This window comes from Streptomyces sp. NPDC055506 (assembly GCF_053643595.1).
On sequence record NZ_JBSHKH010000036.1, the window covers coordinates 1 to 18,424 of the forward strand.

Below are 18,424 nucleotides of genomic sequence, written 5' to 3' on the forward strand. Positions count from 1 at the left end.
GCCTGCGGGCCGCGCCCCCTCCCGCTTCACGCCGCCTCGGCCTCCAGCTCGAACCAGACGGCCTTGCCCACTCCGTGCGGCCTGACGCCCCAGGCGTCCGCGAGGGACTGCACAAGGAACAGGCCCCTGCCGTTCGTACCGTCGTCGGCGATCGGTACGCGCAGCCGGGGTCTGCGGGCCACGAAGTCCCTTACCTCCACCCGCAGTCCACGCGGTCCGACCGTGGCCGTCAGAAGCGCGTCGTGATCGGTGTGGACGATCGCGTTGGTGACGAGTTCGCTGGTGAGCAGTTCCGCCACATCGGATCGTCCGGTCCTCCCCCACTGCCCGAGCAGCTCCCGCAGGGCCCTGCGGGCTTCCGGCACGGCCCGCAGGTCCGCCCGCCCGAGTCTGCGCCTCAGCTGAGGCACGGGCACCTGCTCCGTGTCGTCGTCGGTCCTGTCCTCCACCGTCTTCGCCGAGAAGGCCCCTATCGTTATGGGACCGCCTCCCCGTGCCTGCCTCTCCATGACCCCCGCCCGCGCGCCGATGTCGGTTCCCCTCCTGCTCGAACACGTTCACGGGGATCCATGCCCCATCGGACACGCGGCAGTCCTGTCGAGTCGTCAACGACCGGGTGTTCGGCCAATCGGACGGGACCTGCGGGCCGGGCTGCGGGCCGCTGAGCGGTACGGCGGTGGCGGGGAGGGGGACAAGAGGGTAGCCGGTACATGTCCCCGGGCGGATCGTGACCGCAGGAGATCGGACGATGTGCCGATGGCCGGCTGCCGATCCTTGCGTACGCGACGAAGGAGCGGGGCAGCCGGCCCCCGTGCGGGGCGGCCCGGTGAAGTTGGCCGAAGTACGACGGTCTCTCCCCGGCCTCTGACCGGAACAGGGCCGTCCTCCCCACCCCCGTGGCGGGAGGACGGCCCTGGTTCTCTCCGGTGGCCGCGCGGTCAGTACAGCTTGTTGACGGCGGTGGTCGTCGTCTTCTTGAAGGCGGCCACGGGGGCGTCGCCGAAGTCGCCCATCTGTCCCCACTGGACGACGGTGACGGTCCGGCCGTCCTGTCCGACGGAGAGCAGCGAGATGTCCGTGGCGCCCCAGGAGGTCTCGGTGTGCAGTCCGCGGACGTGGGCGCCCTCCTCGACCGGCAGCGTGCCGTAGTCCCGGCCCTCCGCCTCGATGTCGGGGGAGGACTCCTCGATGCGGTCGGCGCAGGTGCGGATCAGGTCGTCGTAGTGCTTCGCCAGGGCCTTGGCCCGGGCGGCTGAGCCCGTCACGACGGTCAACTGCACGGCGCCGGTGTCCAGGTCGGTCCGGAACGTCCGGTGCCGGTATTCGTAGTCGAGCACGCCCTCCGTGCTCACGCAGAAGCCGAGTTCCTCCGGGAACCCCTCGGTGACCGGCCCGGCGGTCCAGGACGACGTCGGGTGCGGCGGCAGCTGGGACGCCGACAGGAACTTGGGCGCGGCGGCCTTCGGCGCGGCGCCGGCGGCCGGTGCCGTGAGGACGGTGCCCGCCGCGAGGGCGGCGGCGGTGAGTGCGGTGAGAGCGCTCGTTCGGATGCGCATGGACATGGGTGTTCCCCCGTGATGAGTGCGTGGACTGGATGCCGCGGCGAGGCCGGCTGGTCGGCCCGGGCCTGGCCGGTGCGACACCAAGAGCATCAGCGGTCACAGCCGGCGGGCGCAACAGCCGGCGGCCGATCGGCCACGGTGGAACCATCCCAGGCCGTCTGACGTGCAGGTACAGGGATGCCTGGGATGCCGTCCCGGGCCGGGTCGGACCTTACGAGGGCGGGGGAAACGTGTCGGCACAGGAAGACGTGGACGACGTCGGGGAGTTCGCGGCGCTGCTGAGGGAGCTGAAGGAGCGCACGGACCGCAGTTACGGTTCGCTGGCCCGCCGTCTGGCCATGAACACCTCGACCCTGCACCGCTATTGCGCGGGCGATGCGGTCCCCCTCGACTTCGCGCCCGTGGAGCGTTTCGCGGCGCTCTGCGGAGCGACCCCGGAGGAACGCCTGGAGCTCCACCGCCGCTGGCTCCTGGCGGTGGCGGCACGCAAGCGGCCTCGTACGGCGAGTGCGGTGGAGGAGGCAGCGAGTGCGGTGGAGGAGACGGCACCTCCTGTGGAGGAGAAGGACGACTCGGATCCGTCCCCGCTCCCCCGCCTCCCCTGGTACCGCCGCAGAGGGGTCGCGGTCGGGCTGGCCGCGGCCTGTGCGCTGCTCGTGACGCTCGGGGCCCTTTCCGCGCTGCCGGACGGACGGCGCCCCGCCGCCGACCGTGCCCGTACGGCCGGACCCGCCACTTCCGGCACGACGGAAGCCAAGGCCCCGGACCGGAGCGGCACCTCGCCCACCCCGAGCGCCTCCCCGACGACAAGGCAGCCTTCTGCCTCCGCCACTCCGAAGAACAAGGCCAGGCCCTCCCCCAGCCCTTCCGCCCGGGCCACCACCCCGCCGCGAAGCGGGAAGAAACCCGCCGTGCCCCTCACCTGGTCCGTCGACTCCCAGGCCTGGAAGCTCGGCTGCGGTCATGACTACGTGATCGCCAAGCCGCCCGGGCAGGTGCCCCCGCCCCCGGCCCCGCAGGACGCCGGGACCTGGGCGGCGTCGCAGGGCGCGGTGCATGGGGGCGAGACACTCGTGGAGCTGTCGGTGCAGGGGCGGACGGACACGGCCGTCGTGCTGAACGCGCTGCGCGTGCGCGTGGTGGGGCGTGCGACCCCCGCTCCGGGCAACGCCTACGCCATGGACCGGGGCTGCGGCGGTGCGGTCACCCCGCGCTACTTCGACGTGAACCTGGACAAGGACCGGCCCATCGCCCGCGCGGTCGCCGGAAGCGACACCGGCGTGCCGATCCCGGCGGTGCGCATGCCGTACCGCGTCTCGGCCGAGGACGCCGAGGTGCTGCTGATCACCGCCCGGACCGTGACCTGCGACTGCCGCTGGTACCTGGAGCTGGACTGGTCCTCCCAGGGCCGCAAGGGCACGGTCCGCATCGACGACGCCGGCCGCCCGTTCCGCACCAGCGGCATCAAGGGCCTTCCCCGGTATGTGTACGACACCTCGGCACGCCAGTGGACGCCGTACAGCTGACCGCGCTCAAGGCCGGGGCACGTTGCGCAGGTTGGACCGGGCCATCTGGAGCATCCGGCCGACCCCGCCGTCCAGCACCATCTTCGAGGCGGACAGCGCGAAACCGGTCACCATCTCGGCCTTGATCTTCGGCGGGATGGACAGCGCGTTGGGGTCGGTGACGACGTCGACGAGGGCCGGGCCCTTGTGCTTGAAGGCGTCCTTGAGGGCTCCGGCGAGTTCCTTGGGCTTCTCGACCCGTACGCCGTACGCGCCGCAGGCCCGGGCGACGGCGGCGAAGTCGGGGTTCTTGTTGGCGGTGCCGTAGGACGGCAGCCCAGCGACCAGCATCTCCAACTCGACCATGCCGAGGGAGGAGTTGTCGAAGAGGACGACCTTCACCGGGAGGTCGTACTGCACCAGCGTCAGGAAGTCGCCCATCAGCATGGAGAACCCGCCGTCGCCGGACATCGACACGACCTGCCGCTTGCGGTCGGTGAACTGCGCGCCGATCGCCATGGGCAGTGCGTTGGCCATCGAGCCGTGGGAGAAGGAACCGATGACGCGGCGGCGGCCGTTGGGTGAGATGTAGCGGGCGGCCCAGACGTTGTTCATGCCGGTGTCGACGGTGAACACGGCGTCGTCGGAGGCGACTTCGTCGAGCACGGACGCCACGTACTCGGGGTGGATCGGCGTGTGCTTCTCGACCTTGCGGGTGTACGCCTTCACCACCCCCTCCAGCGCGTCCGCGTGCTTCTTCAGCATCCGGTCGAGGAAGCGGCGGTTCTTCTTCTCCTTCACCCGCGGGATCAGACAGCGCAGCGTCTCGCGTACGTCGCCCCACACCGCGAGGTCCAGTTTCGAACGGCGGCCGAGGTGTTCGGGCCGGACGTCGACCTGGGCGATCTTCACGTCGTCGGGGAGAAAGGCGTTGTAGGGGAAGTCGGTGCCCAGCAGGATCAGCAGGTCGCACTCGTGGGTGGCCTCGTAGGCGGCGCCGTAGCCGAGGAGCCCGCTCATGCCGACGTCGTACGGGTTGTCGTACTGGATCCATTCCTTGCCACGCAGCGCGTGCCCCACCGGGGACTTGACCTTCCCGGCGAACTCCATGACCTCGGCGTGCGCGCCCGCGGTGCCGGCTCCGCAGAAGAGGGTCACCTTGCCGGCCTCGTCGATCATCTTCACGAGCCGGTCGAGCTCCTCGTCACCCGGGCGGACCGTCGGCCGGGAGGTGACGAGGGCGGTCTCGGCGGGCTTCTCCGGGGCGGGCTCGTCGGCGATGTCGCCGGGCAGGGAGACGACGCTGACACCGCTGCGGCCGACGGCGTTCTGGATGGCGGTCTGGAGCAGCCGGGGCATCTGCTTGGGGCTGGAGATCAGCTCGCTGTAGTGGCTGCAGTCCTGGAAGAGCCGGTCGGGGTGGGTCTCCTGGAAGAAGTTGAGGCCGATCTCGCTGGAGGGGATGTGGGAGGCGAGGGCGAGGACGGGCGCCATGGAGCGGTGGGCGTCGTACAGGCCGTTGATGAGGTGGAGGTTGCCGGGCCCGCAGGAGCCGGCGCAGGCGGCGAGCCCCCCGGTGATCTGGGCCTCGGCGCTTGCGGCAAAGGCGGCGGTCTCCTCGTGCCGGACATGGATCCAGTCGATGGCGGAGTTGCGCCGGACGGCGTCGACGACCGGGTTCAGGCTGTCGCCGACGACTCCGTAGAGGCGTTTGACTCCGGCGCGGGTCAGGATGTCGACGAACTGTTCCGCGACGTTCTGTTTGGCCATGGCTCTCGTGTGCCCCTTCGGTCTCCAGGGATCCCTCCGGGTTCCATCAAGTCACAGGGTGCGCGCTCACGCCTCCCACACGGCGGCGGCCGTACGGTCGTCCGCGTAGCCCTTGACCCGCACCTGGGAGTCCGCGAGGAACGCGGCGAGGCCGGGCGGGTCGGGGCGGGACCACCGCTCGGCGAGGTAGTCGCCCAGTTCGGGTTCGCCGCGCAGCGGGTCGGCGAGGCCGCCGCTGCACAACAGGAGCGTGTCACCCGGGCGGGCGATGGAGGTACGGAAGCGGAAGGGTTCGCGGGGTGGTTCCGGGGCCGGTTCGTAAGGGCTGGGCGGGGTCGGGATGCCCAGGTCCATGGTGAACCGGTCGCCCTCGGGCGTCTCGGACGGCGGCGAGCCGAACCCCATCACGGGCTCGCCCTTGATCTGGGCGACCTGCGGTTCGATGTCCTGCCACTCGCCGTCCCGCAACCGGAACAGCCCGCCGGGCCCGACGCCGAAGAACACGCGCGTACGGCACTCCGGATCGGCCGACAGCAGCAGACAGCGCAGGCCGGCGGCGTACTCCTCCGGGTCGACGCCCTGTTCGGAGGCGCTGGCGCGGAGCTTGCCGAGACTGCGGTCGGTGAGGCGGTGCAGCCCGGACTTGAGGTCGCCCCGCCGGCCGTCCCTGATGTCCGCCACCAGCCGGGCATGACTGCGCCCGACGGCCCGGCCGATCCAGTGACAGGCCTCGGCGGCGGCCCGGTGCGCACCCGGCGTGGCCCGGGCGCCGGTCGCCATCGCCACCAGCAGCAGAGCGTGCTCGCCCGTGCCGAAGCGCGCGGTGAGCAACGAGTCGCGTCGTGGCTCCCCCCGGTACCGCGCGGAGTCGCCCCGCACGGACACGGCCCGCAACGTACAGGCCCCGTACCGGGCCCCGTCGAGCACGGTGTCCGCGACGAGGTCGTCGAGATCATCGGGGTCGGCCGCCGGCAGCGCGATGGGTTCGGCGTCGTAGGTGGGCGGCCGGGACCCCACGTACCCACGGGGCCGGGGGGAGGACGCGGGCCGCTCGATCCGGGGGGTGGGTCGGTCGGAGGGGGTGTGCGGCGGGGCCGGTGGATCGGCCGGGCGCGGTGGCGTGGTCGGTGCATCGGCCGGTGGATCGGCCGGGCGGGGTGGCGCGGTCGGAGGTTCGGCGGACCGGAGGGGCGCGGGCGGCGGGTCGGCCGGGGCGGGGAAGGCGGGCTCGGCGGGGCGGAACTCCGGGCTGGGCCAGGAGGGTGGGGTGGTGGGCAGGGGTGGAGGGGGAGGTGGTGGGGGCTGCGGGGCCGGCGAGGTGGGGGCCGTCATCGCCGGGGGCTCCGCCGGCGCCTCCGAGGGGCCCCGGGGGCCGGTCGGCGAAACCGTGCCGCCCGTGGGTGGCCGATCGGGTGCTTGCCCGGCCCGTTCCGGCGGCTTTGTGGCGGTCGGGAAGGTCAGCGGGCCCTTGGGCCGGGAAGCCGGTGGCTCCCACGGCGCGCGCGGCAGGTCCGTGGCCTCGTCGGCGGCTGCCCGGGGCGCCGGAACCACCGGCTCGGAGGCGGGCCGTTCGTCCGCCGGGTCCCCCACCGCCCCCGCCGCCGAGGCGAAGCGGTCGTCCAGGGAATCCGGGGCGGGTGCGGGGCCCGTGTCGTCGGTGGAGTCGTCGTACAAGTGCCTCCACCAGTCGTCGTCATGACCGGTGGGCCTTCCCCCCTGCTGACTCATGCCCCTAATTGTCCACCGCACGGCCGGGATGAAAACGGGGCTTCCGGAAAAACCGGTCCGTCACGGCGGCGTGAAACGACGGCTCGAGTGATCTCTAGAACGACCATGCGATAAGGGCAGACGGCGGACCCCCGGGCGGCTGACCTGCGGGTCCTGACCACGGCCACGCTCCTGACCTGCGTGTTCTCCTGGATTCCGGCAGGCTGGTCAGATGGGAGTGTGGGAGCTCCTGCTGGTCGGGCTGGTCATCCTGCTCGGTCTGTGCGGAGTGCTGCTGCCCGCGGTGCCCGGGTCGTTGCTGGTGTGGGCCGCGGTCATGTGGTGGGCGCTGAAGGATCCCCAGCCCGTCGCGTGGTGGACCCTGGTGGGTGCCACGGTCCTGATGTTCGTCTCCCAGGGCGTGCGCTGGGCCCTGCCGCCCCGGCGGCTCCGCGCGAGCAGCGCCAACCGCCGCATGCTGGCCTGGGCCGGAGGCGGCTCCACCGTCGGTTTCGTCCTGCTTCCCGTGCTCGGCGCGATCCCCGGATATCTGGCCGGTATCTACCTCTACGAACGCCGCCGCCTCGGCCGCCACGGCGACGCCGTAGCCGCCCTGCGTCAGGTGATGCGCTCGGGCGGCTCCAGCATCCTGGCCGAACTGTTCACCTGCCAGCTGATAGCGGCGGCGTGGATCGGCGCGGTGCTCTGGGGCTGACAACGCCCCGGGCGGCGGCCTGGAGCACGCCCTCGTGCGTGAGCAGCCGTACCTTGCGGTCCAGGCCGCCCGCGTAACCGGTCAGGGTGCCGTCGGCGCCGATCACCCGATGGCACGGCCTGACGACCAGCAGCGGATTGGCGCCGATCGCGCCGCCGACAGCCCGTACGGCCGCCCTGGGCGCTCCGATCCGCGCGGCGATCTCGCCGTAGGTCGCCGTCGAGCCGTAGGGGATGTCGTCCAGCGCGGCCCAGACCTTCTCCCGGAAGGCCGTGCCTTCGGTGCGCCACGGCAGCCGGAACTCCTTCAGTTCCCCGGCGAAGTAGGCGGCGAGCTGCTCCTCGGCCTCCCGGAACGGCCCGGCGTCCTGCCGCCAGTCGTCCAGCACCACCCGTCCGCCCTTCTGCCCGGGCACGGACAGCGAGGTCAGCTCGCCGGTCGGGGCGGCGGTGAGCAGCAGCGGCCCGAGCGGGCCCTCCGCTGTCGTCCAGTACGTCGTGGTCATCACAACTCCCACTCCCCTGCTGCGCGCAGGTGGTTCAAGGCGTACGAGCGCCAGGGGCGCCAGCTGTCGGGGACGTCGAGGCCGGGCGGGGCCACGTCCGGGTCGCCGAGGGCGCGGGTGCGGATCTCGGCGATGGTACGGGCGTCCAGGCCGGGCACGGCGCGCAGGGCGTCCTGCGCGTCGTCCCGGTCGGCGCCCGGGTCGAGGCGTACGGCGTGGTCGGCGAGGGCGGCGGTGAGCGCGCCGAGGGTGCCGCCGGGCTCGGCCCCGGCGAGGACAGCCGGCTCGGGGAAGAGGTGGGTGAGGCTGCCGCAGGGGGCGTCGAGCGCCTTGCCGTATCGCCGTACGAGCCGTTCCGCCTCCGTCCGGCCGGCCAGCGCGCGCACCGCGAGCTCCTCCGGGTCGGCGGTGCCCGGCGAGCGCAGCCCGGGGCGGGCGGCGACCAGGGGCGCGAGCCGTGGGTCGGCGGCGAGGCGCTCGTCGACGGCGTAGGGGTCTGCGTCGAGGTCGAACAACCGCCGCAGCCGCTGTACGGCGGTGGTCAGGTCGCGGGGGTCGGTGAGGTGCAGCCGGGCGTCGAGCCAGCCGCCGGGGTGGGCGCCGAGCCCGGTGCGGGCGGTGCCGGGGCGCTCGTCGACGGCGACGATGCCGGTGCCGTACGGGAGCCGGAGCGTGCGCCGGTAGGTGCGGGCGCCGGGCGGGCCGCTCACGTCCTCGACGCCGGGTACGGCCTCGCGTTCCAGCAGGTCGAAGACGGGTCCCGCCTGGTAGGGGCCGCGGTGGGCGAGCCGCAGCGGGATGCCCGCGCTCGGGGTGGCCGTACGGCGGTTCCGGCCGCCCTTCGGGACGGCGGCGGCGCGCAGCTCGCTCGGGGTGGAGGCGTACACGGCCCGGATCGTGTCGTTGAATTGCCTGATGCTGGCGAAACCCGACGCGAATCCGATGTCGGTGACCGGCAGCCCGGTGGTCTGGAGCAGCACCCGCGCGGTGTGGGCCCGCTGGGCCCGGGCGAGGGCGACGGGCCCGGCGCCGAGTTCGGCGGTGAGCTGCCGCTGCACCTGCCGTGCGCTGTAGCCGAGCCGGGTGGCGAGACCGGCGACGCCCTCGCGGTCGACCACGCCGTCGGTGATCAGCCGCATGGCCCGGCCCACCACGTCCGCGCGGACGTTCCACTCGGCGGAGCCGGGCACGGCGTCCGGCCGGCAGCGCCGGCAGGCCCGGAAGCCCGATCCCTGCGCGGCGGCGGCCGTGGCGAAGAAGCGCACGTTGGGCCGCTTCGGGGTGACCGCGGGGCAGCTCGGCCGGCAGTAGATGCCGGTCGTCGCGACGGCGAAGAAGAACACGCCGTCGAAACGGGCGTCGCGGCTGCGTACGGCCTCGTACCTGGTGTCCTCGTCCGTTACCTGGTCTCTCACCCGTCCAGTCTCCGCCGTGCCCCGGCCTGTCGCTGGCGGAAATCGGACATAGCGCTTCGAGTGTCCGGCCTCGTCCTGGGGCGGGCCGCGCCTCGCGGCGGGCGAGGCCGGCCACCCGGCACCGCGTCTCCCGTCGGCGTCGGTGGGCGCCTCGGCCAGGCACCGGCGCAGGCTGTCGGCGCCGGCCGCGCGGGACTGCCAGGCGGCCAGGAGCGGCGCCGCCCAGGCCTCCTCGCGCAGGGCCGCGTAGTCACCGAAGGGGTCGACGAGCCGCAGCGCCTGCGCGCGGTGGTCGCGGAAGAAGCGGTGGTGTTCGTCGCGGGGAGGGACTCGGCGGTGAGGCCTGCGTCGTGGCGCACGACGTAGGCCTCACGGCGGCCGACCGGGTGGCCCTGGCCCTGGAACATGAGCCACCGGACGGTCTCTAGGGGACGTAGAACTCGGTGTCGTAGTACCAGTCGTCGACGCCGTTGAGCCGCAGCCGGCCGGCGACCACGAAGATCGACTCGTTGCCGACGTACTTGGTCGGCGCGAGGCACCCGCGGGTGAAGCCGGCGTTGAGCGTGGAGCCGGCGCAGTCCACGTCGCTGCCGAAGTTGCTGCTCACCGCGCCGCCGATCGACACCGCCACGCTCGCCGCGTTCTGCACGACCAGGACGGCCTGGCCGTACCTGCTGCCGTTGATGACGGCGCAGACCTTGAACTTGACGTTGTCGGAGACCTTGTGGGTCTTGTAGGCGCCGCAGTGCCAGGTCGAGTTGGTGCTCACCGCCTGCCAGTTCTGCGCGGCGCCGGCCGGCGCGGCGGTGACCGCGAGGGCCCCCGCCGCGGCCGCGGCCACACCCAGAGCTCTGAAACGCATATCGCCATCCCCCTCGATACGAACACTTGACCGCCCTCAGGCGGCCGTTGATCATATCCGGCCGACGGCGACGCGCCTACGAGCGCCAGTGCGCTCCGCGCTTGGCCTCCATCGCGGCCCGTCCGATCGCCCCCTTCCGCTTCCAGTCCTTGCGGATCTCGGCCCGGAGCCGGGCGTCCGTCTTGGCGACGATGCGCTGGTTCTCCCGCAGGAGCTTGCGGTAGCTGTCCAGCCGCCGTTCCGGCAGCTCACCGGTCTCGATGGCGGCCAGTACCGCGCAGCCCGGCTCGGCCTCGTGCGCGCAGTCGTGGAAGCGGCACCGCTCGGCCAGTTCCTCGATCTCGGAGAACACCTGGCCGACGCCGGTCTCGGCGTCCCAGAGGCCGACGCCCCGCAGTCCGGGGGTGTCGATCAGGACCCCGCCGCCGGGCAGGGCGAGCAGATTGCGCGTGGTCGTGGTGTGCCGGCCCTTGCCGTCGGCGTCCCGGGTGGCCTGGACGTCCATGACGTCCTCGCCGAGCAGCGCGTTGGCGAGGGTCGACTTGCCCGCGCCGGACTGCCCGAGCAGCACGGACGTACCACCGCCGACGATCGCCGCGAGCACGTCGAGCCCGTCCCCGTCGACCGAGCTGACGGGCACCACCGGCACGCCGGGCGCGCTGGTCTCCGCGTCCTGGACGAGGTGGGAGAGGGTGACGGCGTCCGGCACGAGGTCGGCCTTGGAGAGGACGACGACGGGCTGTGCCCCGGACTCCCAGGCGAGCGCGAGGAACCGTTCGATGCGGCCCAGGTCGAGTTCGAGGGCGAGGGACACGGCGACGATGGCGTGGTCGACGTTGGCCGCGAGGATCTGCCCCTCGGACCGCTTGGAGGAGGTGGAGCGGACGAACGCGGTGCGGCGCGGCAGGTACGACCGGACGTAGCGCGGGTTCCCGCCGGGTTCGACGGCGACCCAGTCGCCGGTGCAGACGACCCGCATCGGGTCGTGCGGCGTGACGAACGCGGTGTCGGCCCGCAGGATCCCGTCGGCGGTGACGACATCGCACTGCCCGCGGTCGACCCGGATCACGCGTCCGGGCAGCAGTCCTTCGGTGGCGTAGGGGGCGAACTCGGCCGCCCATGCGTCGTCCCAGCCGTAGGGAGCGAGCGCGGAGGAAACGGATGAAGCGGAGCTGGAAGTCAAGGGTGACCCTTCCCAGGTCGGCCCCCGGCCCGACAGTCGGTCGGATCAGCCGGTGACCATGGAGGTGGACTTGATGAACTGGATGCGGGCAGCGCTCATCGCAATGACAGCCATCGGTCAACACCTCCTCGTCCCTGAACTCTTCGGCTCTTCTTCGGCTCTCTCAGTGGAACCGCCGTAACGCTATCCCGGCACGGCGGAGTCGCGTCAACCGGTTTTCGCGCAGTCGTGGCCGTTCAGCTCGAAGTCGTACGGCGGGGAGTTCTTGCCGCGCCAGGATGAGAGGAAGCCGAAGGCCAGATCGTCGCCCGCCTGGACCGACTTGTTGTAGTCGGCGGCGGTGGCGGTGACACGCGAGCCGTTCTGGGAGACGGAGGCGTCCCACATCTGGCCGACCTGCTGGCCGTCCCGGAAGGACCAGGAGACGCGCCAGGAGTCGAGGGCCTCGTTGCTGGTGACGGTGACGGTGGCCTGGAAGCCGTCGGGCCACTGGTTGACCAGGTCGTACTCGACCCGGCAGACGGGGTCCTCGCTCTCGCCGCCTTCCGCGCGGTCCGTGGGAGAGGAGGTGCCCTGCGGTTCCGTCCGGCGGTCGCTGCTCTCCGGCTTGCCGGGCTTCTGCGACTTCCCCGTGTTGCCGGTGGCCTTGCCGGCCGGCTTCGAGGTCGCGGGAGGCAGGGAAGGGACGGACGGCACGGACAGGTCGGGTTCGGCCACCGGCTGACGGTCGGCGTCGCCGCGTGCTCCGAGGTCGTCGCCGCTGCCGCCGAAGGGCATCATCGAGACGCCGAGCGCCAGTACGGACACCAGGACGGCGGCCACGAGGAGGCCGTTGCGGGCGACGCGCGCCTTCTGCTCAGCCTCCTCCGGTTCGCCGGGCGCCAGTTCCGCCCGCCCCGGACGGCCGGCGCCGAGACGCACCTCGGCGGCGCGGCGGCGGCGCTCCAGGTAGGCGAGCCCGCCCCAGCCGATCACCCCGCCGGCCAGCGCCCCGGGCAGTCCTCCGCCGTGCAGGCGCAGACAGGCGGCGGCCTCGGCGCACTCCACGCAGGTGGCGAGGTGCCGGGAGAGGTCGCCCGGGGTGTCGGCGGCGGGGGCCCGGGTGACGGCGTCCAGCAGCCGTGCGTAGCTGCGGCAGCGGGCGTCCATCGGTGTGTCGAGGTGGTTGCGGTGGCAGCGGTCCCGGAACAGGGTGCGCACCTGCTGGAGTTCGTCGTCGGCGGTGGCCGGGTCGAGGCCCAGCCGGCGGGCGACCAGGGAGAGCGGCAGCGCCTCCACCTCGGCCAGCCACAGCAGTTCGGCGTCCGCCTGCTGGAGGTCGCGCAGTCCGCGCAGCGCGAGCGGGCGCCGCAGGGGCGGCCCGGTGTAGCGGGCGGCCTTGTCCGAGTTGAGCCACAGGCGCAGGTCGGGGTCGAGTTTGTGGCCCTGCCCCGTCTCCTCCCAGGCCGCGGCCGTGCTGCGTACGGCGGTCAGCAGCAGGGGTATGCGCGGCAGCCGGGCGGGGCGGCGCCCGGAGGCGCGGACCGGGCCTGCGTCGGCGGCGCGTGCCTCGCGTATGCCGTGTGCGAACGCCTCGCGGCCCAGCTGTGCGGCGGCGGTGGAACCGGACGTGCACAGATCGGCGTAGGCGAGGACCGCGTCCCAGCACTCGGAGAACAGCGCGGCCTCGGAGGCGTCCTGAGGGGTCGGCAGGTCGGGCATGAGTCTCCTGCATCCACAAGCGAGGTCAACTCACCATGTTGGCAAAGGAGTTGGGGGGAACCTCGGGGCAGGAGACGAGTTTTTCACGCTCTCGACACAACTGACAAGCCGCGTATTCAAATCCTCACACGGCCGACTCCGGAAGTAGATACGTACAGAACGCCGAAACGTCTCGATGGCGACCCGGATCACATCGGGTCGCCATCGGAACACGGCGCTGGACGAGTGCGTCGTCAGATCTCCACCGGCTCGTCCGCGGGCAGGCTGTCCATGAAGGAGCTGACCGAGAAGACCGCGTTGCCGGCGCCGGGGGGACCGTAGCCGGGGGGCGAGGAGAGGCCGAAGTCCTCCATCGTCTGCCGGTACGCCTGGAGCAGACGGATGTGGTACTCCAGGGGCGCGCCCTGCGGGTTGGCCTTGCCGAGCGGGGTCGTGGGCTCGGGGCACCAGGTGGTGAAGCGGGGCGTGATGCCGTGGGACATGAAGAAGCGCAGGCCCTCGGTGGTGGAGTCGATGGCCTCGTCGACGGTCTTGAACCCGAAGGGCTCGGCCATCTCCACGCCCGCCACGAAGTTGGGGATGACGTTGCGCGCGCCGAAGATGTCCGCCGAGTCGAGGATGCGCTTGTGCCACTCGTCGCGGCCGACGTACCGCTCCTTGCCCGGGCAGTACATCTTGAAGAGGTACTCGTCCCACACCTCGTAGTTGGGGTGGTAGATCTGCACGCCGTAGTCCTTGAACCGCTGGACGTCGTCCTTGGGCAGCGCCTGGGCGACGACCTTGCCGATCCAGCGGCCCGGGAAGTGCTCCTCGATGGCCTTGGCGTAGCGCCCGTAGAAGTCCGCCTCGTCCAGGCCCTGGACCTTCGACGTGATCGCGCCGCCGGTGAGCGTGTACGCGGTGGACACCTTCGCGGTGTCGTACTTGTCGATGATCTCGAGTGCCTCGAGGACCTCGTCGACGTCCTTCACGCCCGTGTACGGGCGGCCGGCCGCCTTGTGCTGGCGCCAGTTGTGGTTGATGTCGCAGTACTGGCACTCCTCCTTGGCGCCGAAGTACTGGCAGACGCGGAACGCGGTCAGATAGATCAGGTAGCCCCACTGGATGGTCGGGGCCACCTCCATGACCGACTTCCCGTTGGCGAGGGTGTGCCGGTAGTACTCGGGCATCGGCGGCACGCCGACGTCGGAGATCCGCTTGCCGTCGAGGTAGAGGCCGAGCACGCCGTCCTCGTTCGCGGCGACGCGGTACGGCGAGGAGGGGTTCACCCGGACCGAGACGACGGTCCGCCGCAGGTCGTACGGGCCGCCGGTGAGAATGATCTCCTCGGGCGGGCGGCGCAGCGCTGCCTCGCCCAGTTCCGGCAGGGTGCCGTGGTCGAAGGAGAAGATGAAGTACGACTTCGGCTTGACCTCACCGCCCTCGTTGTCGCTGAGCGCGGACGGGTCGAAAGCCACTCCGCCCCGGAGCAGGTCCTCCTTGAAGACGGCCTCCCGCGGGACGTGCGGGAATCGCTCCATCAGATCCTCGACCAGCGCGGTACGGCTGCCGCTGCTCATCCCGTCTCTCCTCCCGGCTCGGACGTACGACTCCTCACGGTATGCCCACGGCTGTACGTGAGCGGTACCGGGTCCCCCCTGGAGCGGGGGCAAGACCTCACCCGGCGGGACACCCGCCGCCCCTCCTGCCTGCGGATCGCCGCGCCCGTCCCGTCGCCGGTCGGCAACCGCCGGAGGCCTCGCCGGCCGACAGCTGCCCTGACGGCCCGGCAGCCCCCGCCCGGTGACGCCACCGAGTCTCCTTGGAACAACGGGCAGCGCCCAGCCGACGGGGGCACGCGCCGCCCGCCGCCGCCTGGCCGGTCGGCGAAATGCCACCGGCGGGGAACTACCGCTGAGAACCCAGCCGCCCCAGCGGCACAGCCGGCACAGGGCGTGCCGCTGCCCGCGCGGCCCCCTTTGCTGCCGCGCGCACCAGCGACAACGGGTCCCCGAGAGCAACGGGCAGCGCCCGGCCGACGGGGCACACACCGCCCGCCGCTGCCCGCAGACCGCCGCCCGGCCCGTCAGCGGAGGCCACCGGGCGGGGAAGTGCCGGTGAAGACCCAGCCGCCCCAGCGGCACAGCCGGCACGGGGCGTGCCGCCGCCCCCGCAGCCTCCCCCTCGGAGCGGCGGGCCTGCTCACCCGGGCCGCCGCATCGGTGAGGACCCGCCCGGCCAACACACCCCTGCCCGGCCTGTCGGAGCCCGCAGCAGCCCCGGCGGGCAAGCACACGACGCCCGGCCGGGACGGCAGTCGAACATCAGCGCCAGGCCCGCCCGCGCACAACCGTCACACCCCCGCGGCCCCCGCCCGCCCGGCCGACCCCATGAGGCGACCCGCCGGACCACGCACCCCACCCGGCCACCGGGACCCCTGGCAACCCGGCGGGCAAGCACACGACAGACGGCCGGCCTCAGCCGAGCCGAACGGGATCGATTCTGCCGATATCGGCACATACTGGCGCTGCCCACCAGGCGCGCTCTCAGGCCTCCCGCCCCAGCGCCGCCAAGTCGACCGCATAGGCCGGTTCCCCTCCGGCCAGCAGTCGTTCCGCCTCCTCGGCGACCGTCCGGCCGAGGCGGGCCAGTTCGTTGCCCTGGGAGCCCGCGAGGTGCGGGGTGACGAAGGCGCCGGGCAGGTCGTAGAGGGGTGAGTCGGCGGGGAGCGGCTCGGGGTCGGTGACGTCGAGGATCGCGGTCAGGCGCCCGGCACGCAGTTCGGCCACCAGGGCGTCGTGGTCGACCAGCGCGCCGCGCGCGGTGTTGACGAGCACCGCCCCGTCGGGCATCAGGGCCAGCTCGCGGCGGCCGATCAGGTGGTGGGTCTCGGGCGTCTCGGGGGCGTGGACGGTGACGATGTCGCAGGTGCGCAGCAGGTCGTCCAGCTCCAGCAGGGGGACGCCCAGCGCGGCCGCCTCCGCCTCGTCGACGTACGGGTCGGTGAGGGCGGGCCGCAGATCGAAGGGGCGGAGCAGTTCGAGGACGCGGCGGCCGATGCGGGAGGCACCGATCACGCCGACGCGGCGGCCGTAGTTGCCGATGCCGGGGACGATGCCCCAGCCGGAGGAGGTGCGGGACGTGCGCATCCGGTCGCGCGCGGCGAGGACGTCCTTCCCGGCGAGCAGGATCATGGCGAGGGTGTACTCGGCGACGGGCAGCGCGTTGGCGACGGCGGCCGAGGAGACGGCGATGCCGCGCCGCCAGATCCCGGGGGTGGCGAAGGACTTCACCGAGCCGGCCGAGTGCAGTACGGCGCGCAGCCGGGGAGCCGCGTCGAGGACCGTCTCGTCGATCCGGGGGCAGCCCCAGCCGGTCACCAGGACTTCGGTCCGGGCCAGCGCCCCGAGCACGCGCGGGTCGGTGAAGTCCTGCGCCACCAGGGCGGGATCGATGTCCACGGACTCCCGCAGCCGCGCCAGCACCTCGGGCGGGAAGACCTGCGGCACGTTCTCTGCGGCCATGGCGAACAGTGCCTGGGGGCGCTGGCTCAAGGAGGTGACCTTCCGGCTCGGCGGCACACGGGGAAACGGAGCGGATAGAAACCGCTCTCTACAACCTCTCCACGGTAGGCCGAGCCGGGCGGCGGCGGCAACGGACACCGGGCCGGGGTAGGTTCCGGCGGGGGCTTGTCGTCCCCACAGCCTCGGGGAAAGGACGACGTGGATGACCGGGACCGTGACCAACTGGGCGGGCAACATCACCTACGCGGCCAAGGAGCTGCACCGGCCGGGCTCGCTCACCGCGTTGCGCGCGCTGGTCGCGGACAGCGACCGGGTGCGGGTGCTGGGCAGCGGGCACTCGTTCAACGGGATCGCCGAGCCGGGCGCCGAGGGTGTCCTGCTGTCGCTGGCCGATCTGCCGCCCGAGGTGGACGTCGACACGGTGGCCCGTACGGTCCGCGTCGGCGGCGGGGTGCGCTACGCGGAGCTGGCCCGCCGGCTGCACGGGCAGGGTCTGGCGCTGCACAACATGGCGTCCCTGCCGCACATCTCGGTGGCCGGGTCGGTCGCCACCGGCACCCATGGCTCGGGGGTCCTCAACGGCCCGCTCTCGACGGTCGTACGCGAGGTGGAGCTGGTCACGGCGGACGGCTCGACGGTGACGACGGGACGCGACGAGGAGCGGTTCGGCGGGGCCGTCACCTCGCTCGGCGCCCTCGGTGTCGTCACCGCGCTCACCCTCGACCTGGAGCCGGCCTTCGAGGTCGAGCAGCATGTGTTCACCGAACTGCCGCTGGAGGGGCTGGACTCGGGGACGTTCGAGACGGTGATGGCGACGGGGTACAGCGTCAGCCTGTTCACCGACTGGCGTGCGCCGGGCTTCCGGCAGGTGTGGCTGAAGCGGCGCACCGACCAGGCGCTGCCGGCCTTCCCCTGGGCGGCTCCCGCCACCGAGAAGATGCACCCGGTGCCGGGCATGCCCGCGGTGAACTGCACCGAGCAGTTCGGTGTGCCGGGGCCGTGGCACGAGCGGCTGCCGCACTTCCGGGCGGAGTTCGTCCCGAGCAGCGGGGCGGAGCTTCAGTCGGAGTATCTGCTGCCGCGCGGGCACGCCGTGGAGATGCTGCGCGCGCTCGACGCGATCCGGGAGACCGTCGCCCCGGTGCTGCAGACCTGCGAGGTGCGCACGGTCGCCGGCGACGACCAGTGGCTGAGCCCGTCCCACGGCCGGGACACCGTCGCGGCGCACTTCACCTGGGTCGAGGACACCCGGGCGGTGCTGCCGGTGGTGCGGCGGGTCGAGGAGGCGCTGGAGCCCTTCGGGGCGCGGCCGCACTGGGGCAAGGTGTTCACCGTGCCCGCGTCCGTCCTGGGCGGGCTGTATCCGCGGCTGGACGACTTCCGCGCGCTGACGCGGGAGCTGGACCCGGAGGGGAAGTTCGCCAACGCCTTCGTGCGGGACGTGCTCGCGGAGGCATAGGCGGGCGGTCGGCGAGTCAGGTCGCGGCGCGCGGCCTGCCGCCCGGGGCGGTGACGCGGTCGGCCTCGGCCTGGACGAGCAGGGAGAGCAGTGAGGCCACGGTCAGACCGGCCTCGGCGGGGTGGCGCAGCACCTTGCCGGGGTCGATCCGGTACGTGTTGGTGCGGCCCTCCTTGGTGTGGGACAGATATCCGTCCTGCTCCAGGTCGGCGATGATCTTCTGCACGGCGCGTTCGGTGAGCCGGCAGTGGGCGGCGATGTCCCGGATGCGGGCGCTGTGATTGTCGGCGATGGCCGCCAGCACCCGGGCGTGGTTGGTGATGAACGTCCATCCGGTGTGTGGCTCGGGCACTCCATCCATACCCCCACTCTAGCGACCAGGGGTTCACGCAATCAAAAACACGTACTTCGTTTCATGTATCGGTTGACGTGTGTGGGGTAGAGAGGCAACGCTGGAATCACGGGGGCAGGGCGAACGGACAAGGGAGAAGAGGGCCATGCCGGAGCCTGCGTACTCTGCGCGGTCTCACGCGCCGG

15 protein-coding genes are annotated in these 18,424 nt (G+C 72.6%); 3 read left to right on the forward strand and 12 right to left on the reverse strand.

What is annotated here, in order from left to right:
* Positions 1-26: 26 nt before the first annotated feature.
* Complete coding sequence (locus ACWIF2_RS16265) at positions 27-509, reverse strand: ATP-binding protein (RefSeq protein ID WP_454361029.1); 483 nt, start codon at positions 507-509, stop codon at positions 27-29.
* Between the two features lie 429 nt (positions 510-938).
* Complete coding sequence (locus tag ACWIF2_RS16270; RefSeq protein ID WP_454361031.1) at positions 939-1,562, reverse strand: hypothetical protein; 624 nt, start codon at positions 1,560-1,562, stop codon at positions 939-941.
* Between the two features lie 230 nt (positions 1,563-1,792).
* Here ACWIF2_RS16270 and ACWIF2_RS16275 point away from each other — a divergent pair, with 230 nt between their 5' ends.
* Positions 1,793-3,088, forward strand: coding sequence for a helix-turn-helix domain-containing protein (locus ACWIF2_RS16275; protein WP_454361033.1), 1,296 nt, complete (start codon positions 1,793-1,795; stop codon positions 3,086-3,088).
* Positions 3,089-3,094: 6 nt separating this feature from the next.
* On the opposite strand, the gene ACWIF2_RS16280 is transcribed toward ACWIF2_RS16275, so the two are convergent.
* Positions 3,095-4,837 carry a pyruvate dehydrogenase gene (locus tag ACWIF2_RS16280; RefSeq protein WP_454361034.1) on the reverse strand — a complete coding sequence of 581 codons (1,743 nt, stop codon included), beginning with the start codon at positions 4,835-4,837 and terminating at the stop codon, positions 3,095-3,097.
* Between the two features lie 66 nt (positions 4,838-4,903).
* Positions 4,904-6,565 carry a protein phosphatase 2C domain-containing protein gene (locus ACWIF2_RS16285; protein WP_454361036.1) on the reverse strand — a complete coding sequence of 554 codons (1,662 nt, stop codon included), beginning with the start codon at positions 6,563-6,565 and terminating at the stop codon, positions 4,904-4,906.
* Positions 6,566-6,776: 211 nt separating this feature from the next.
* Here ACWIF2_RS16285 and ACWIF2_RS16290 point away from each other — a divergent pair, with 211 nt between their 5' ends.
* Positions 6,777-7,259 (forward strand): DUF456 domain-containing protein, encoded by a 483-nt coding sequence (locus tag ACWIF2_RS16290; RefSeq protein ID WP_454361038.1) that lies wholly within the window; start codon positions 6,777-6,779, stop codon positions 7,257-7,259.
* Here the strand turns inward: ACWIF2_RS16290 and ACWIF2_RS16295 are convergent.
* The 7 genes from ACWIF2_RS16295 to ACWIF2_RS16325 form a co-directional block, all read right to left on the reverse strand.
* Positions 7,207-7,764, reverse strand: a complete 558-nt coding sequence (locus ACWIF2_RS16295) for a methylated-DNA--[protein]-cysteine S-methyltransferase (RefSeq protein ID WP_454361039.1) — start codon at positions 7,762-7,764, stop codon at positions 7,207-7,209. The genes ACWIF2_RS16290 and ACWIF2_RS16295 overlap by 53 nt on opposite strands.
* Positions 7,764-9,179: a DNA-3-methyladenine glycosylase 2 family protein gene (locus tag ACWIF2_RS16300; protein WP_454361041.1), complete on the reverse strand. Its 1,416-nt coding sequence runs from the start codon at positions 9,177-9,179 to the stop codon at positions 7,764-7,766. The genes ACWIF2_RS16295 and ACWIF2_RS16300 overlap by 1 nt, the downstream gene beginning before the upstream one ends.
* Before the next feature lie 424 nt (positions 9,180-9,603).
* Positions 9,604-10,041 carry a hypothetical protein gene (locus tag ACWIF2_RS16305; protein ID WP_454361043.1) on the reverse strand — a complete coding sequence of 146 codons (438 nt, stop codon included), beginning with the start codon at positions 10,039-10,041 and terminating at the stop codon, positions 9,604-9,606.
* A 76-nt stretch (positions 10,042-10,117) separates the two neighbouring features.
* A complete protein-coding gene (rsgA, locus tag ACWIF2_RS16310) occupies positions 10,118-11,224 on the reverse strand; it encodes a ribosome small subunit-dependent GTPase A (protein ID WP_454361044.1) in 1,107 nt (368 codons plus the stop codon).
* Positions 11,225-11,431: 207 nt separating this feature from the next.
* Positions 11,432-12,925 (reverse strand): cellulose binding domain-containing protein, encoded by a 1,494-nt coding sequence (locus ACWIF2_RS16315; protein WP_454361046.1) that lies wholly within the window; start codon positions 12,923-12,925, stop codon positions 11,432-11,434.
* A gap of 233 nt (positions 12,926-13,158) precedes the next feature.
* Positions 13,159-14,484, reverse strand: coding sequence for a radical SAM protein (locus tag ACWIF2_RS16320; protein WP_399021695.1), 1,326 nt, complete (start codon positions 14,482-14,484; stop codon positions 13,159-13,161).
* 966 nt (positions 14,485-15,450) lie between these two features.
* Complete coding sequence (locus ACWIF2_RS16325) at positions 15,451-16,458, reverse strand: hydroxyacid dehydrogenase (RefSeq protein ID WP_454361049.1); 1,008 nt, start codon at positions 16,456-16,458, stop codon at positions 15,451-15,453.
* Between the two features lie 172 nt (positions 16,459-16,630).
* Between ACWIF2_RS16325 and ACWIF2_RS16330 the strand changes: the two genes are divergently transcribed.
* Positions 16,631-17,887, forward strand: coding sequence for a D-arabinono-1,4-lactone oxidase (locus ACWIF2_RS16330; protein WP_454361050.1), 1,257 nt, complete (start codon positions 16,631-16,633; stop codon positions 17,885-17,887).
* 16 nt (positions 17,888-17,903) lie between these two features.
* On the opposite strand, the gene ACWIF2_RS16335 is transcribed toward ACWIF2_RS16330, so the two are convergent.
* Positions 17,904-18,248 carry a helix-turn-helix transcriptional regulator gene (locus ACWIF2_RS16335; RefSeq protein ID WP_454361051.1) on the reverse strand — a complete coding sequence of 115 codons (345 nt, stop codon included), beginning with the start codon at positions 18,246-18,248 and terminating at the stop codon, positions 17,904-17,906.
* Between the last annotated feature and the right edge of the window lie 176 nt (positions 18,249-18,424).

Coding starts and splice junctions, on each gene's coding strand:
- ACWIF2_RS16280 (WP_454361034.1), bottom strand. CDS start 4,837: ATGGCCAAACAGAACGTCGCGGAACAGTTCGTCGACATCCTGACCCGC.
- ACWIF2_RS16330 (WP_454361050.1), top strand. CDS start 16,631: ATGACCGGGACCGTGACCAACTGGGCGGGCAACATCACCTACGCGGCC.
- ACWIF2_RS16290 (WP_454361038.1), top strand. CDS start 6,777: ATGGGAGTGTGGGAGCTCCTGCTGGTCGGGCTGGTCATCCTGCTCGGT.
- ACWIF2_RS16335 (WP_454361051.1), bottom strand. CDS start 18,248: ATGGATGGAGTGCCCGAGCCACACACCGGATGGACGTTCATCACCAAC.
- ACWIF2_RS16320 (WP_399021695.1), bottom strand. CDS start 14,484: ATGAGCAGCGGCAGCCGTACCGCGCTGGTCGAGGATCTGATGGAGCGA.
- ACWIF2_RS16285 (WP_454361036.1), bottom strand. CDS start 6,565: ATGAGTCAGCAGGGGGGAAGGCCCACCGGTCATGACGACGACTGGTGG.
- ACWIF2_RS16295 (WP_454361039.1), bottom strand. CDS start 7,764: ATGACCACGACGTACTGGACGACAGCGGAGGGCCCGCTCGGGCCGCTG.
- ACWIF2_RS16270 (WP_454361031.1), bottom strand. CDS start 1,562: ATGTCCATGCGCATCCGAACGAGCGCTCTCACCGCACTCACCGCCGCC.
- ACWIF2_RS16265 (WP_454361029.1), bottom strand. CDS start 509: ATGGAGAGGCAGGCACGGGGAGGCGGTCCCATAACGATAGGGGCCTTC.
- ACWIF2_RS16305 (WP_454361043.1), bottom strand. CDS start 10,041: ATGCGTTTCAGAGCTCTGGGTGTGGCCGCGGCCGCGGCGGGGGCCCTC.
- ACWIF2_RS16315 (WP_454361046.1), bottom strand. CDS start 12,925: ATGCCCGACCTGCCGACCCCTCAGGACGCCTCCGAGGCCGCGCTGTTC.